The 14,654-nt window shown below is 53.4% G+C and carries 17 protein-coding genes and 1 other annotated feature; of the genes, 10 read left to right on the top strand and 7 right to left on the bottom strand.

Annotation, left to right across the window (positions count from 1 at the left end; genetic code table 11):
* The first annotated feature begins 19 nt into the window (after nucleotides 1-19).
* Genes AB182_RS08070 through AB182_RS08040 form a run of 7 tightly spaced genes read left to right on the top strand, consistent with a single transcriptional unit; the run spans nucleotide 20 to nucleotide 5,554 of the window.
* Nucleotides 20-1,351, top strand: a complete 1,332-nt coding sequence (locus AB182_RS08070; protein ID WP_047373221.1) for a 4Fe-4S dicluster domain-containing protein — start codon at nucleotides 20-22, stop codon at nucleotides 1,349-1,351.
* Nucleotides 1,352-1,353: 2 nt separating this feature from the next.
* Nucleotides 1,354-1,908, top strand: coding sequence for a propanediol utilization microcompartment protein PduT (gene pduT / locus AB182_RS08065; RefSeq protein ID WP_047369647.1), 555 nt, complete (start codon nucleotides 1,354-1,356; stop codon nucleotides 1,906-1,908).
* Nucleotides 1,908-2,258 (top strand): propanediol utilization microcompartment protein PduU, encoded by a 351-nt coding sequence (pduU, locus tag AB182_RS08060; RefSeq protein ID WP_041851920.1) that lies wholly within the window; start codon nucleotides 1,908-1,910, stop codon nucleotides 2,256-2,258. The genes pduT and pduU overlap by 1 nt, the downstream gene beginning before the upstream one ends.
* Nucleotides 2,259-2,262: 4 nt before the next feature.
* Complete coding sequence (locus tag AB182_RS08055) at nucleotides 2,263-2,715, top strand: EutP/PduV family microcompartment system protein (protein ID WP_047373220.1); 453 nt, start codon at nucleotides 2,263-2,265, stop codon at nucleotides 2,713-2,715.
* Nucleotides 2,700-3,908, top strand: coding sequence for an acetate/propionate family kinase (locus AB182_RS08050; protein WP_047369646.1), 1,209 nt, complete (start codon nucleotides 2,700-2,702; stop codon nucleotides 3,906-3,908). The genes AB182_RS08055 and AB182_RS08050 overlap by 16 nt, the downstream gene beginning before the upstream one ends.
* Complete coding sequence (cobA, locus tag AB182_RS08045; RefSeq protein WP_047369645.1) at nucleotides 3,905-4,648, top strand: uroporphyrinogen-III C-methyltransferase; 744 nt, start codon at nucleotides 3,905-3,907, stop codon at nucleotides 4,646-4,648. The genes AB182_RS08050 and cobA overlap by 4 nt, the downstream gene beginning before the upstream one ends.
* 39 nt (nucleotides 4,649-4,687) lie before the next feature.
* Entirely contained in the window at nucleotides 4,688-5,554 is an 867-nt protein-coding gene (locus AB182_RS08040) for a GHMP family kinase ATP-binding protein (protein ID WP_047369644.1), read from the top strand.
* 25 nt (nucleotides 5,555-5,579) lie between these two features.
* On the opposite strand, the gene AB182_RS08035 is transcribed toward AB182_RS08040, so the two are convergent.
* The 4 genes from AB182_RS08035 to dacD form a co-directional block, all read right to left on the bottom strand.
* Complete coding sequence (locus tag AB182_RS08035) at nucleotides 5,580-5,915, bottom strand: DUF496 family protein (protein WP_047369643.1); 336 nt, start codon at nucleotides 5,913-5,915, stop codon at nucleotides 5,580-5,582.
* A gap of 162 nt (nucleotides 5,916-6,077) precedes the next feature.
* Entirely contained in the window at nucleotides 6,078-7,136 is a 1,059-nt protein-coding gene (locus tag AB182_RS08030) for an FUSC family protein (RefSeq protein WP_047369642.1), read from the bottom strand.
* Nucleotides 7,137-7,280: 144 nt separating this feature from the next.
* Nucleotides 7,281-7,754, bottom strand: coding sequence for a DNA gyrase inhibitor SbmC (sbmC, locus tag AB182_RS08025; RefSeq protein WP_047369641.1), 474 nt, complete (start codon nucleotides 7,752-7,754; stop codon nucleotides 7,281-7,283).
* Between the two features lie 114 nt (nucleotides 7,755-7,868).
* A complete protein-coding gene (gene dacD, locus AB182_RS08020) occupies nucleotides 7,869-9,032 on the bottom strand; it encodes a serine-type D-Ala-D-Ala carboxypeptidase DacD (RefSeq protein ID WP_047369640.1) in 1,164 nt (387 codons plus the stop codon).
* A gap of 209 nt (nucleotides 9,033-9,241) precedes the next feature.
* Between dacD and sbcB the strand changes: the two genes are divergently transcribed.
* On the top strand, nucleotides 9,242-10,666 hold the full coding sequence (gene sbcB, locus AB182_RS08015) for an exodeoxyribonuclease I (protein ID WP_047369639.1): 1,425 nt from the start codon (nucleotides 9,242-9,244) through the stop codon (nucleotides 10,664-10,666).
* Nucleotides 10,667-10,729: 63 nt separating this feature from the next.
* Here the strand turns inward: sbcB and AB182_RS08010 are convergent, their stop codons facing one another.
* The 3 genes from AB182_RS08010 to AB182_RS08005 form a co-directional block, all read right to left on the bottom strand.
* Nucleotides 10,730-12,091 carry an APC family permease gene (locus AB182_RS08010; RefSeq protein ID WP_047369638.1) on the bottom strand — a complete coding sequence of 454 codons (1,362 nt, stop codon included), beginning with the start codon at nucleotides 12,089-12,091 and terminating at the stop codon, nucleotides 10,730-10,732.
* Nucleotides 12,081-12,143, bottom strand: coding sequence for a membrane protein YoeI (yoeI, locus tag AB182_RS33330; RefSeq protein WP_103245917.1), 63 nt, complete (start codon nucleotides 12,141-12,143; stop codon nucleotides 12,081-12,083). The genes AB182_RS08010 and yoeI overlap by 11 nt, the downstream gene beginning before the upstream one ends.
* Nucleotides 12,144-12,491: 348 nt before the next feature.
* On the bottom strand, nucleotides 12,492-13,316 hold the full coding sequence (locus tag AB182_RS08005) for an SDR family oxidoreductase (RefSeq protein ID WP_047369637.1): 825 nt from the start codon (nucleotides 13,314-13,316) through the stop codon (nucleotides 12,492-12,494).
* A gap of 175 nt (nucleotides 13,317-13,491) precedes the next feature.
* Between AB182_RS08005 and hisL the strand changes: the two genes are divergently transcribed.
* Complete coding sequence (gene hisL, locus AB182_RS31835; protein WP_103245916.1) at nucleotides 13,492-13,542, top strand: his operon leader peptide; 51 nt, start codon at nucleotides 13,492-13,494, stop codon at nucleotides 13,540-13,542.
* Nucleotides 13,518-13,641, top strand: a sequence feature (His leader region). (Overlaps the previous gene by 25 nt.)
* A gap of 35 nt (nucleotides 13,642-13,676) precedes the next feature.
* Complete coding sequence (gene hisG / locus AB182_RS08000; RefSeq protein ID WP_041851935.1) at nucleotides 13,677-14,576, top strand: ATP phosphoribosyltransferase; 900 nt, start codon at nucleotides 13,677-13,679, stop codon at nucleotides 14,574-14,576.
* The last annotated feature ends 78 nt before the right edge of the window (nucleotides 14,577-14,654 follow it).

The raw sequence follows: 14,654 nt of genomic DNA, 5'->3' as shown, positions 1-14,654 counted from the left end.
CCCGCCCCCCTGGGGCGAACTGACCCCGGCAACGGCTGAGACCGTTCGCCAGCGCGTTCGCGAAGCTGGCGTCGTTGGCGCTGGCGGCGCTGGTTTTCCAACCCATGTAAAACTACAGGCGCAGGTCGAGATTTTTCTGGTTAATGCCGCCGAATGCGAACCGATGCTGAAAGTAGACCAGCAATTGATGGCCCAACAGGCGGCACGACTGATACGCGGCATACTTTATGGCATGACGGCAACGGGCGCTACAGAGGGTATTATTGCGCTCAAAGAAAAATACCGCGCCGCCATTGCCGCTCTTACCCCTCTGCTACCGGCGCAGATTCGGCTGCATATTCTGCCTGACGTTTATCCCGCCGGAGACGAGGTCATCACTATCTGGATGGCGACAGGGCGCCGTGTCGCACCAGCCGCGCTGCCGGTTAGTGTTGGAGTTGTCGTCAATAATGTGCAGACCGTCCTCAATATCGCACGTGCCGTGGAACAGCAATATCCCGTGACCCGCAGAACCCTGACGGTAAACGGCGCGGTACGTCATCCCATGACCGTAACGGTTCCGCTGGGTATATCGTTACGCGAAGTGTTGGAAATGGCGGGTGGCGCCACGCCAGACGACCCTGGTTTTATTAACGGTGGCCCGATGATGGGTGGGCTTTTGCCATCGCTGGATTCACCGGTGACGAAAACCACGGGTGGTCTGCTGGTACTACCGAAATCGCACTCGCTGATTCAACGCCGTTTGCAGGACGACCATACCGTGCTGTCTATCGCCCGTACCGTCTGCGAACAGTGCAAGTTATGTACCGATCTCTGTCCAAGGCATTTGATCGGCCACGAACTCTCGCCTCACCTGCTGGTGCGGGCCGTCAATTATCAAAATGTCGCTACATCACAAACGCTGCTAAGCGCCTTGACCTGTTCTGAATGCAATGTCTGCGAGAGCGTTGCCTGCCCGGTGGGCATCTCGCCGATGCGGGTCAACCGTCTGCTGAAAGCTGAGTTACGCGCCAGCGGTGCTCGCTATAACGGGCCGCTGCGCGAGGCTGATGAGATGGCACGCTATCGCCTGATCCCCGTCAAGCGTCTGGTGACCAAACTTGGCCTGGGCGACTGGTACCATGATGCGCCGCTGAAAGCGTTCGATATTACCCCTTCACAGGTCGTCTTGCCGCTGCGCCAGCATATTGGTGCGCCAGCGATTCCCTGCGTAACAGAGGGTGAAACCGTCATCCGGGGGCAACGCATAGCCGACGTTCCCGAAGGTGCGCTGGGTGTTCCCCTTCATGCCAGCATCGACGGCATTATTGCGTCGATCACAGATACAGCCATTACGGTTGCACGAGGATAACCATGTCACAGGCTATTGGAATACTTGAATTAACCAGCATCGCCAAAGGCATGGAATTGGGTGATGCCATGCTGAAAAGCGCCAATGTGACGCTTCTGGTCAGCAAAACGCTCTGCCCCGGTAAATTTCTGATCATGGTGGGAGGCGATGTGGGCGCAGTCCAACAGGCTATTGCCACCGGTGACAGCCAGGCCGGAGAGATGCTGGTCGACAGCCTGGTTCTCCCCAATATCCATGCCAGCGTCCTGCCTGCCATTAGCGGGCTTAATACCGTAGAACAACGCCAGGCCGTGGGTATCGTTGAAACCTGGAGCGTGGCCGCCTGCGTGAGCGCGGCTGATCGAGCGGTGAAAGCGTCGAATGTCACCCTGGTACGCGTCCATATGGCATTCGGCATCGGCGGCAAATGCTATATGGTCGTGTCCGGCGATATCTCGGATGTGGAAAATGCCGTCGCCGTTGCCAGTGAAAGCGCTGGCGAAAAAGGGTTACTTGTGTACCGCTCGGTGATCCCACGTCCCCATGAAGCCATGTGGCGACAGATTGTGGAGGGGTAATGGAGACACAACGCAGTACTGAACGCATGATTCAGGAATATGTGCCCGGTAAGCAGGTCACCCTCGCCCATTTAATTGCCAACCCAGGCAAAGATCTCTACAAAAAGCTGGGGTTAAGCGAGACGGCTTCTGCCATTGGTATTCTGACGATTACCCCCAGCGAAGCCTCGATCATTGCCTGCGATATTGCGACCAAATCAGGGGCGGTAGAGATTGGGTTTATCGATCGTTTCACGGGCGCCGTGGTCCTCACGGGCGATGTCTCTTCGGTGGAATATGCACTACGCCAGGTGACGCGTTCGCTCGGTGAAATGCTGCATTTTACGACCTGTCAGGTCACAAGGACCTGACATGATGAAACGAATGATGTTAATTGGTCCAAGCCAGTGCGGTAAGACCTCGCTGACACAGCGCTTGCGCGGTGAGGCAATGCGCTATCAAAAAACGCAGGCCATCGTCTGGTCGCCAGAAACCATCGATACACCAGGAGAATATCTCGAAAATCGATGCCTCTACAGCGCCTTGCTCACCAGTGCCTGTGAAGCCGATGTGGTGGCGCTGGTATTGAATGCCGACGCCGAATGGTGCCCTTTTTCACCCGGATTTACCTTGCCGATGAACCGCCAGACCATTGGCATCATCACCAAAGCCGACCTCGTAGCAGAACAACAGATTACGCAAATTGGCGAATGGTTACGGCAGTCCGGCGCAGAACACCTTTTTATCACCAGCGCGCACACCGGTCAGGGTATCGCTGAGGTCATCGCTTTTCTTCAACCCCAGGAGCACGCATGTCCCGTACAATAATGGCGATCAACGCCGGTAGTTCATCGCTTAAATTTCAGCTTCTCCTCATGCCTGCTGGCACGCTTCTCTGTCAGGGTCTGATCGAGCGTATCGGACGTTCCGATGCCATTTTTACCCTCAGGCAGGGGGAACAAAAATGGCAGGAAACGCGCGCCATTGCCGACCACAAAGAGGCCGCGGCATTACTGCTGGAAAAATTGCTTTCCCATCATATTATCCCCTCATTATCGGCAATAGACGGCGTGGGGCATCGCGTCGCACACGGCGGGGAAACATTCAAAGACTCCGCGTTGATTACTAATGACGCACTGGCAGAAATTGAACGCCTTGCGGAACTGGCACCGTTACACAACCCGGTTAACGCGGCAGGTATTCGCATTTTTCGCAAAGCGCTGCCACATGCCCCGGCGGTTGCCGTGTTTGACACTGCATTTCATCAGACGCTGGAACAAAGTGCGTTCATCTACCCTCTGCCGTGGCGCTATTACGCGGAACTCGGAATTCGCCGCTATGGGTTCCATGGCACCAGCCATAAATTTGTCAGCCAGCAATTAGCCGAAAAACTGGGCGTCCCCTTAAGCGCATTGCGGGTTATCTCCTGCCATTTAGGCAATGGCAGCAGTCTGTGCGCGATCAAAGGTGGTCGCTCTGTTAATACCTCTATGGGATTCACACCACAGTCAGGGGTAATGATGGGTACCCGAAGCGGGGATATCGACCCCTCGATTTTGCCCTGGGTGGCATTAAAAGAAGACAGGTCGCCGCAACAACTTAACACCCTGCTTAATAACGAATCGGGTCTGCTCGGGATTTCTGGGGTATCGAACGATTTTCGCGATGTCGAGCAAGCATCTATTGCAGGCAATGCGCGCGCAACTCTAGCGCTCACCCTGTTTGCTGAACGTATCCGCGCCACTATCGGCAGTTATGTAATGCAGCTCGGTGGTCTGGATGTCCTGCTGTTTACCGGCGGCATTGGCGAAAACTCCGCTCGAGCCAGAGAGGCCATCTGCCACAACCTGCATTTCCTGGGGCTGGACGTTGATGCCGAGAAAAACGGCCGCAATGCCACGTTTATCCAGACTGACCATTCGGTAGTGAAAGTTGCCGTGATCAATACCAATGAAGAACTGATGATTGCCCGTGATGTAATGCGCATCGGGTTACCGGAATATGCGGAGGCAGAAGCATGACAGGTAAAGTCTGGCTGGTGGGCGCAGGCCCGGGCGACCCGGGTCTGATGACCGTAAAAGGATTAAACTGCCTGCGTGAAGCTCAGGCCGTTGTTTTCGACAGGCTGGTTAACCCTATCCTGTTACAGGAAGCCCCGGCAGGTTGTGAATTGCACGATGTGGGCAAAGAGGCGAACCGCCACCCTATCCCGCAACCGCAAATCAATCAGATCCTCATCGATTGCGCACGCAGAGGGCTCAGAGTTGTGCGCTTAAAAGGCGGTGACCCGTTTGTTTTTGGTCGCGGGAGCGAAGAGGCGCAAGCGTTACGGGAGTGTGGTATCGAATGCGAAGTCGTGCCAGGCATCACCTCTGCCATTGGCGGGCTTGCAGCGGCGGGCATCCCGGTAACGCACCGGGACTTTGCCTCCAGTTTTCATGTCGTGACCGGGCATTTACAGGATGGTAAAGAACCGCAGGACTGGGGAAAACTGGCGGTTCTGCCGGGGACGCTGGTGATCCTGATGGGGATGTCGCAGATACAGACAATCTGTGCCGCTTTGATATGTGCAGGTAAACCAGCCGATACGCCTGCGGCTGTGGTGATGCGTGCCAGCACACCGGAACAGAAAGTTCTCTGTGCCCCGCTCTCTGCGCTCGCTCAAGAGAGCGAGGACGCCGGATTTCATGCCCCCGCGCTCATTGTGATTGGCAGTGTGGTGTCATTACGTGAAATTCTGGCGTTCAGCGGATCGGCGTGACACTATCCCGACGTTACGAACCACAATGAGAGGTTGAACTTGGCGCTGGCACAGTGTCCCGCATCCTGCGGCGAAATCATTCAGGGATGGATCCTGGGCAGTGAAAAGCTGGTTTCCTGCCCGGTCGACTGGTACAGCGAGGTTGAAATTACAACCGGTACGCCTTTGCCTGCTGAACGCCCCCTGGTTCGGGCGATGGTAAAACAGGTGCTGGCACACTGGCAGCTACCGGCGTCATTAAGCAATGAAATCCGCATTGACTGCCGCTCGACCATTCCCGTTGCCAAAGGGATGGCGAGCAGTACTGCGGATATTGCAGCCACGGCGGTTGCCGCATCTCGTCATCTTGGGTTTACGCTTGATGACGTGACCCTCTCCCGGCTTTGCGTGGCGCTGGAACCCACCGACAGTACCGTTTTTCGTGCGTTGACCTTGTTTGATCACAACACTGCACAAACGCGCATCTCCTGTGAGCATGTTCCCGCGCTCGACGTTTTACTACTGGAAAGCCCACTAACGCTTCGTACAGAAGATTATCATCGCCTGCCACGTCGTGCTGCGCTGATGACCAGTGCTGACACTCTCGACAGCGCCTGGCGCAAAGTAGAGCGCGCCTGCCTGACAAACGATCCTGCACTACTGGGCGAAGCGGCGACGCAAAGCGCCATGGCAAGCCAGACGCTGTTGCCAAAACCCGGTTTTACTTCACTGATGGGCATTGTTGAGCAGTGCGATTTGTACGGGCTGAATGTCGCCCATAGCGGTAGCGTTGTGGGACTATTTCTGGACAGAGAACGTCATGATCTGGCAAAAGTGCGCGCGTTACTCAGTAAGCCTGCATTGCGAGAGCACTGGCCGCAACAACATCTGTTGCGCATGGTGGAAGGCGGGGTAAGAGAACGGTGAGAGAGAACCTCTCACCGTCAGAGGGTTACTCTGCTTTCGGCTCAACGGGTTTCTGTTCACCCATTGTTTTCAGTTTCTTGGAGATCTCACGGCGTTCTTTAGAGATCTCGGCGTTTTTGATGATGTAATCATCCACGCGGTCTTCGTAATCGCTTTTCATGCTGGCGATGATGCCCTGGATAGCTTCAACGCTCATACCCGGCTTGATATAGTCGCTCAGGTTGTCCAGCAGCAGTACACGTTTCTGGTTATCACGGATCTTTTTCTCAACATCCTGGATTTCGCGCTGCAGTTTATTCTTACGACGGAACAGACGAACAAACTCCAGAACGTCCTGGAATGAAGGCTTACTTGTTTCCATTTTGATACCCCTGCTAATGTGAGATTCGGATTCGTTAAAGCAACCGCCTAAGACCTTACTTTTAGCCGTTGCTGATGACAATGATTTTATCCTTTTCTCTATCATAACCCCAAATCGGGCTGAATCGAAACAGCCGGACTGCTTTTCCGAATTGTGTGAGGCTTATTTGCGCAGCGCCCGACACATTAAATGGGACATCAGCTCCAGTTGCCGCGCCAGTTCCATGCTCAGCCATACATAGCCGTGAATCGAATTCTCTGCCAGGGCATCGCCCTGATGTTCGCGTAGCAGGTCACGTAATTCGGCGACAATCTCTGTCAGCTTTTCAGTATTGGCCAGAATCGGCTGCGGATTTCCTTCATAGAGCGCGTGGGCGATGGTCAATAGCGTCTGCTGCGTCATTTGCTGCGTTTCACGCAACGTACTCGCATTGAGCATAACGAAGTGGCTCGAACGGGAAGCCCAGTGCGCATTCATTTGTAGCTCCAGCACACACACCATATTGCGACTTACGGTCTGGATAGCTTCAAAAATGGCTTTCTGAATATGCGTCTCTTTACTGGCAGGAGTAATCAGGCCACGCATCTTCACCACGTCATTGAGAATTTTTTGCAGATGCTTGTCCAGACGCGGACGTTCAACAAGGTTACGCGAAAAACCAGCCTGATAGACCCGGTTAAAGGCCGTAACGTAGTTCGCCATTTGAATGCGCCAGTGCAGGAAGGCTCGCTGCGGCCAGATACCGGTGAACAGCATTGCCAGCAAAGAGCCCAGAATGACATCGCCGCTTCGCCACAACGCCGTATTCATATCCCCGGCCGGCGCGCCAACCACAACTGACAGCGTGATACCGATAAGTAATGCCTGATAGGGTTTTTTACCCAGCGCCAGCCAGCCACAGAGGAACATGGCCCCCGCACACCAGATGACCATCAGCGGAAGAGAGATCAGCTCAAGCTTAAGAGCAACGAGACCCAGCGCGGAGCCGCAGATTGTGCCGCCAATACGCTCAAAGGCCCGGGGAACCACATTTCCCCAGAACGAAATCGGCCCCATGATCACAACCAGAGTGATGAGTGGCCAGGTGCCCTCGGGGACATTGAGCAGACGAACCAACAAAAAGGTCAGAATGAATGCCAGCGCAATACGTACGCCGTGCACCACGCGATAATGTCGGTAAAGGCGGATCTCAAAAGGACTGAGTGATTTGTCGGGACGCACACCCGCTCTCCAGTCAAAAAACAACGAAGGCGCAATTGTAGCGATCTTTCTGCGGCAAAGGTCACTGTTTAGAACAAAAAAAGGTTCACTGGTTAAAATCTAAACAAGCCTTTTACCAGCGAACCTCATCAAAAGATTGTGCGATCAGAGAACTTTCGGTTCTACGGGAATATACATATCGATTTCCCAGTAGCCATCCTCCTGTGCTGAATTCAGATAGACCTCAAAGCAGGGACGTAAAGCAATCTGGTACTGCTCGTCAGCCATCAATTCATCAAAAAAAGCATTCCACGCCTGTTCGAACTCTTCGTTATATACGCGAGCACGCGCCACTGCGTTCAGGCCCGCCGGTATCTCCGTACGCATCACCCCTTCACTGTTTTCGGGAATGACGAAATTAGTCGGAACCGAAACAACCACATCAGCACGCAGCTTTTCAGGAGGCACTTCATCAGGATTGTCATAGTAAACCGTGATCCATTCCTGTGTCTGGACCTGTTTACCATGAACCCACATTGCTAATTGCTCGAAGCCTTTTTTAACGGTGACATCCCAGGGGCCGACCAGATGAAACCCGGCGATAGTGCGTTTATCAACCTGCTTTACGGTGTATGCCATGTTACCCTCCTCATTACTGTTCATTTGTACAGTATAGTAGAATCATGGAAACCCGGAACCTTTGAAAGATGAATTATGTGAGCGGACTCGCGTCACGGCCAGTCCGCATCAACATCAGGCCTTGTGATGCAGATAGTCGCTCAAACGCGAGAACCAGCCGCCTTTACCGACACTGTCCAGCGTCACCAGTGGCAAGTGCGCGACCACTTTGTCACGGTCATAAAGCTGAATTTCACCTACACGCTGATGTGCGGCAAGCGGCGCTTCCAGGCTTTTATTGTCCATGACGTAACGTGCCTTAATATTGGGCAGTTCCGCTTTCGGTAGCGCCAGCCAGAAGTCCTGATCGGTACCGACCGTCATCTGCTCTTTGTCACCGTACCAAATACGCTCACTGCCGACTTTTTTGCCCTTTTGCAAAATCTGCACGGTATCGAAGTTTTGCTGGCCCCAGTGCAGCAGCTTACGCGCCTGATCTTCACGTCCTTTCGGGCTTTCTGCCCCCATCACTACGGCAATCAGGCGGCGCTGCCCATCAACGCTTGATGCTATCAGGTTAAAACCGGCACCCGAGGTATGCCCGGTTTTCAGACCATCGACATTCAACGATGAATCCCACAGCAACCCATTACGGTTCTGCTGGGTGATACCGTTCCAGGTCAGGCTTTTCTCACTGTACATATGATAAAAATCCGGCTCGCCGCTGATGATGGCACGGGAAAGCACCGCCAGATCATAGGCCGAACTGTGCTGGCCGGGCGCGTCCAGGCCATGTACGGTTTCAAAATGGGTATCACGCAAATTTAGCTTTTGCACATAATCGTTCATCATGCTGACAAACTGCGGCTGGCTTCCCGCCACATAATCGGCCAGCGCTACACAGGCATCGTTGCCCGAATCGACAATCAGCCCGCGGCTCAAGTCACGCACCGTTACGCGATCCCCGGCTTTCAGAAACATTAATGAAGAACCGTCAAAGACAGGATTACCCCGCGCCCAGGCATCTTTGCCGACCGTCACCACATCGCTGGCGCTGATACGGTGGCTATCGATAGCACGATCCACAACATAGCCAGTCATCAGCTTGGTCAGGCTGGCCGGATTACGCTGCTGATGTTCATTGCCTGCAGTGAGGATCTGCCCGGTGGTGTAATCCATTAAGACCCATGAGCCTGCCTGAATTTGCGGCGGCTGGGGAGAAATCGGCATATCATCTGCCAACGCGCAATGGATCGTCGCGGACAAAAGAGAGAAGGCAAAAAACAAACGGCATTTCAAAGAAATATCCTCATTTACGTCAAATTAGCCGTTCTTTTTACGCAACTTAATATGTCGATACTGGGACAAATTGCAAACAAATGTGACGAAAGTCATTTTTTTACGCCACGAATCTCTTCGGTAATGGCGTTCTACCGCGGGTTTTCCTTCGGAAGATGCGACGCAATGGTTTACCATAGGCAGGTTATTGATCAACAGGATGAGCTCAGGTGTCTGATTCAACGGCAACGCCCACATTTCTTTTCCATGACTACGAAACGTTCGGTACCAGCCCTTCGCTGGATCGCCCCGCACAGTTTGCCGCGATTCGTACCGACGCCGATTTCAACATCATTGGCGAGCCGGAAGTCTTTTACTGCAAACCGGCAGATGACTATTTGCCTCAGCCAGAAGCGGTGCTGATTACCGGCATTACGCCGCAACACGCCAAAGCGAACGGTGTTAATGAAGCTGACTTTGCCCGCCGCATCCATGATTTATTCACCGTGCCAAAAACCTGCGTGCTCGGTTATAACAATGTCCGCTTCGACGACGAAGTGACGCGTAATATCTTCTATCGCAACTTTTACGACCCCTATGCCTGGAGCTGGCAAAACAACAACTCGCGCTGGGATTTGCTCGATGTAATGCGCGCCTGCTATGCCCTGCGCCCGGACGGCATCAACTGGCCGGAGAATGATGATGGGTTGCCGAGTTTTCGCCTTGAGCATTTGACGAAAGCGAACGGCATTGAGCACAGCAATGCCCATGATGCGATGGCCGACGTTTACGCGACTATTGCCATGGCGCAACTGGTGAAAACCCACCAGCCGAGGCTGTTTGATTATCTACTGAGCCATCGTAATAAACATAAACTGGCGGCCTTGATTGATGTCCCACAGATGACGCCGCTGGTGCATGTTTCCGGCATGTTTGGCGCCTGGCGCGGCAATACCAGTTGGGTGGCCCCGCTGGCCTGGCATCCGGAAAACCGCAATGCTGTGATCATGGTGGATCTCGCAGGTGATATGTCGCCGTTGCTGGAGCTCGATGCTGACGCGCTGCGCGAGCGCTTGTATACGGCGAAAGCCGAGTTAGGTGACAACGCCGCCGTGCCGGTGAAGTTGGTGCATCTGAATAAGTGTCCTATCCTGGCTCAGGCGAAAACACTGCGTCCTCAGGATGCTGAACGGCTGGGGATTGACCGTAAGCAGTGCCTGGATAACCTGAGCGTTCTGCGCAATAACCCACAGGTGCGCGAAAAAGTACTGGCTATCTTTGCCGAAGCCGAGCCTTTCGTTCCGTCGGAGAATGTGGACGCGCAGCTGTATAACAGCTTTTTCAGCGACGCAGACCGTGCTGCAATGAACATTCTGCTGGAAACTGAGCCGCGTAATCTCCCGGCGCTGGATATCACCTTTGTCGATAAGCGAATCGAGAAACTGTTGTTCAACTACCGGGCACGCAACTTCCCCGGCACCCTCGATGATGACGAACAGCAGCGCTGGCTGGAGCACCGCCGTCAGGTGTTTACACCTGAGTTTTTGCAGGCCTACGCCGATGAGCTACAGATGCTGTACCAGCAGTATGCCGAGGATAAAGCGAAGCTGACACTGCTGAAATCACTCTGGCAGTATGCTCAGGAGATAGTGTAGTCGTCGAATAACCGGCAAAAAAAACCGGAGGCCATAGCCTCCGGTTTTTTATTCAGTCATGACTTACTGAGCGATATCTTCATACTGCGGTACCGGGTTGCGGAAGCTTTTCGTCACGCATGCCAGGTAAACCAGACCGACACCGCCCCAGATCAGACCCAGAATCATTGAGCTCTGCTCCAGGTTAATCCACAGCGCGCCTACGGTGAGCGCGCCACAGACCGGCAGCACCAGATAATTGAAGTGCTCTTTCAGCGTTTTGTTACGCTTTTCACGGATCCAGAACTGCGAAATCACTGACAGGTTAACGAAGGTAAACGCCACCAGCGCACCGAAGTTAATCAACGCAGTCGCTGTTACCAGGTCGAATTTAATCGCCAGCAGCGCAATCGCGCCAACCAGCAGTACGTTCCATGCCGGCGTACGCCACTTCGGATGAACATAACCGAAGAAACGGGTCGGGAAGACGCCATCACGGCCCATCACATACATCAGACGCGAAACGCCCGCATGTGCCGCCATACCGGAAGCCAGAACGGTGACGCTGGAGAAAATCAGCACGCCCCACTGGAAGGTTTTACCCGCCACATACAGCATGATTTCCGGCTGAGACGCATCCGGATCTTTAAAGCGCGAGATATCCGGGAAGTACAGTTGCAGGAAATAAGAGGCAACGATAAACACCAGGCCGCCAATCAATGCCGTCAGGAAGATGGCCTTCGGAATAACGCGCTCAGCGTCTTTGGTCTCTTCTGACAGAGAAGAGATGCCGTCAAAACCGAGGAACGAGAAGCACAGGATAGTCGCACCAGTAATCATCGGCACAACGTGCGCGCCTTCAGACCAGAATGGACGCGTGCTGGTCAGCGTACCTGCGCCTTCACCGTGAGAAACACCGTAAATGATCAAACCAACGATAACGGCGACAATGCCCATCTGCAGAATAACAATCAGAGTGTTGAAGTTCGCCACGGTCTTGATGCTACGCAGGTTAGATATGGTCATGAAGGCCACCAGCGCAACAACAAAGATCCACGATGGAACGGAAGGCACCAGCGCTTCAAAATAGATTTTCGCCAGCAGGATGTTGATCATCGGCATGAACAGATAGTCCAGCAGCGAAGACCACCCCACCATAAAGCCAACCGCCGGGCTAATGGATTTCTGGGCGTAGGTATATGCGGAGCCCGCAGACGGGAAACGGCGTACCAGTTTACCGTAGCTCAGCGCCGTAAAGAGAATGGCGACCAGCGCAAAGGCATATGCCGTCGCAACATGGCCGTCGGTCAAGCCAGAGACGATACCAAACGTATCGAACAGCGTCATAGGCTGCATATAGGCGAGGCCCATCATAACAACCGGAATCAACGTAAGTGTTTTACGTAATTCCACGCGAGAGGTCTTTGGAGTAGCGTTATGCGACATAGTTATCCCCTTTTACGGTGAACGCCAGCGCGTAAGCAAAAGATTGCCCCATTTCTTTATATTCCTCAGCGACAACGACTGTCGGTTTTTAGTAAATATCTATCCGGTACGAAGCCCGGCCTCTTGGATTGAATGACGTTTCTATAGTGCAAAAAAATAACCGACGTCTTGTTAACGTCGGTTAGTTTCAATTTTTTGCAGCGACATATTTTGCACCAAAGTGAGGCGTTTTGACAAGCCTGTGCGATGGTGCTCACAAAGCCTTAACACCTAACTTACTGAATTTAAATAATTCACATTGAATTTGGGTAAATTAATAGCACTTTTTGCTAAAAGATAATCGCACTGTTTCGGCTAAATCGCGATTTTCCGCTCTCTCAGTGCATTAACCTGTTTAAAATCAGTCCAGTGGCATGGTCATCGGATTCGGATATTCGTACTCAAATCCCAGTTCGTGGCATATGCGGTTGCCATCAACCACTTTTCCCTTCTCGCCGGGCGCAGAGTCGAGGAATTGTGGCTCCGGTAAACCAAGCTTGCGTGCCATGGCCGGGTAAAAGTGGGCTCGCGCCGGATGTTCAGGTGCGCATAAATTATAGATATGCCCGCCCTTCGGCGCCAAAAGCAACAGCGTAATGGCCGATATGACATCCTCCAGATGGACAAGGTTTACCCCCTGTTGACCGTCTGGCGCCGTTTTTCCGGCAAAAAAACGTCCCGGATGACGGGCCGGCCCCACCAGCCCTGCCAGGCGCAGAATATCCACGGATGTCCCCGGCAAATTGTGCAGCCAGTCCTCAAGCTCTTTCAGTACGCGTCCGCTCGCCGTTGACGGATTGCGCGGCGAGTTTTCCTTTACTGTGCCATGGGTGTCGCCATATACCGAAGTGGAGCTGGTAAAAATGATGCGTGGAATGTGATAGGCCAGCGCGCTATCAACAATCTCTTGCATCGCTTGCAGGTAAAAAGCCTCGCCTGGGCCACTGCGTCTGGCAGGCAAAGTGATAACCAGCGCGTCAACATTCATTAATGCATCCAGATCGTCTGGCTCGCAGAACAGGTCCGGTTCAAGTTTCAGCACGTAGCTTTCAATGCCGCACATACGAGCCGCCTCCACGCCATCCTGAGTGGTTTTGCTGCCGGTGACCTGCCAGCCGCGTGCCGTTAATGACAGCGCCAGCGGCATGCCCAACCATCCTAATCCGACAATTGCGACCTTTTTCATGCGTCTCTCCCGACATTTCGCAGATTCCATTTTAAGGCTACGCCAGCCCGATGAAACTGACAATTCATACAACGAATATGAAATGATTTAATGATTAAAAAAAGCCCTTGCCTTTGATGGTGAAAGTGGTTTAGGTTAAACGACATCAAATGAATAAACATTCATCGAGAATTTTATGACAGGCGTTCAATTTAAACTTCACCATCATCACCATCATCCTGACTAGTCTTTCAGGCGATGTGTGCTGGAAGACGTTTGGATCTTCCAGTGGTGCATGAACGCAAGAGAAAGCCCCCGGAAGATAATCTTCCGGGGGCTTTTTTTTTGGACCAAATTCAGCAGGATAATGAGGAAAACAGAATGTTAGACAATACCCGTTTGCGCATAGCTATTCAGAAATCAGGCCGCCTGAGCGATGACTCACGCGAATTACTGGCCCGCTGCGGCATTAAAATCAACCTGCATACACAGCGTCTGATTGCCCTGGCCGAAAATATGCCAATTGATATTCTGCGCGTGCGTGACGACGACATTCCGGGGCTGGTCATGGATGGCGTGGTCGATCTGGGTATTGTGGGTGAAAACGTCCTGGAAGAAGAGCTTTTGACCCGCCGCGCCCAGGGCGAAGATCCGCGTTACTTTACCCTGCGCCGTCTTGATTTCGGGAGCTGCCGCCTGTCACTGGCAACCAACGCCGACGAAGAGTGGAAAGGCCCGGCCTCACTTGATGGTAAACGTATTGCCACCTCTTACCCACACCTGCTTAAACGCTATCTCGATCAGAAAGGCGTCGCCTTCAAATCCTGCCTGCTGAACGGTTCCGTCGAAGTGGCCCCACGCGCCGGTCTGGCGGATGCCATCTGCGACCTGGTCTCCACCGGCGCTACCCTGGAGGCGAATGGTCTGCGCGAAGTTGAAGTGATTTACCGCTCTAAAGCCTGTCTGATTCAACGCGACGGCGATCTGCTGGATGGCAAACAAGAGCTGGTTGATAAATTACTGACCCGTATTCAGGGCGTGATTCAGGCACGTGAATCAAAATACATCATGATGCACGCGCCGACCGAGCGTCTGGATGAAGTGATTTCTCTGCTGCCGGGCGCCGAACGTCCAACCATTCTGCCGCTGGCAGGCGATCAGCAGCGTGTCGCGATGCATATGGTGAGCAGCGAAACCCTGTTCTGGGAAACCATGGAAAAACTCAAAGCGCTGGGCGCCAGTTCTATTCTGGTGCTGCCAATCGAGAAGATGATGGAGTAATCCACCTTACGATTCGCCCGGTGGCGCTATGTCTGCCGGGCCTGGACACCTGGGCCGGATAAGCGAACGCGCTACCCT

This window comes from Phytobacter ursingii (genome assembly GCF_001022135.1).
GTDB lineage: Bacteria > Pseudomonadota > Gammaproteobacteria > Enterobacterales > Enterobacteriaceae > Phytobacter > Phytobacter ursingii.
The sequence above is the reverse complement of the archived record's forward strand: the minus strand, read 5'-3'. Positions and strand labels throughout refer to the sequence as shown.

Bases quoted from the DNA above. Each gene is read 5' to 3' on its own strand.
- cobA (WP_047369645.1), top strand. From the start codon at position 3,905: ATGACAGGTAAAGTCTGGCTGGTGGGCGCAGGCCCGGGCGACCCGGGT.
- AB182_RS08035 (WP_047369643.1), bottom strand. From the start codon at position 5,915: ATGGAAACAAGTAAGCCTTCATTCCAGGACGTTCTGGAGTTTGTTCGT.
- pduU (WP_041851920.1), top strand. From the start codon at position 1,908: ATGGAGACACAACGCAGTACTGAACGCATGATTCAGGAATATGTGCCC.
- AB182_RS08010 (WP_047369638.1), bottom strand. From the start codon at position 12,091: ATGTCGCATAACGCTACTCCAAAGACCTCTCGCGTGGAATTACGTAAA.
- pduT (WP_047369647.1), top strand. From the start codon at position 1,354: ATGTCACAGGCTATTGGAATACTTGAATTAACCAGCATCGCCAAAGGC.
- AB182_RS08050 (WP_047369646.1), top strand. From the start codon at position 2,700: ATGTCCCGTACAATAATGGCGATCAACGCCGGTAGTTCATCGCTTAAA.
- AB182_RS08055 (WP_047373220.1), top strand. From the start codon at position 2,263: ATGAAACGAATGATGTTAATTGGTCCAAGCCAGTGCGGTAAGACCTCG.
- AB182_RS08005 (WP_047369637.1), bottom strand. From the start codon at position 13,316: ATGAAAAAGGTCGCAATTGTCGGATTAGGATGGTTGGGCATGCCGCTG.
- sbmC (WP_047369641.1), bottom strand. From the start codon at position 7,754: ATGGCATACACCGTAAAGCAGGTTGATAAACGCACTATCGCCGGGTTT.
- hisG (WP_041851935.1), top strand. From the start codon at position 13,677: ATGTTAGACAATACCCGTTTGCGCATAGCTATTCAGAAATCAGGCCGC.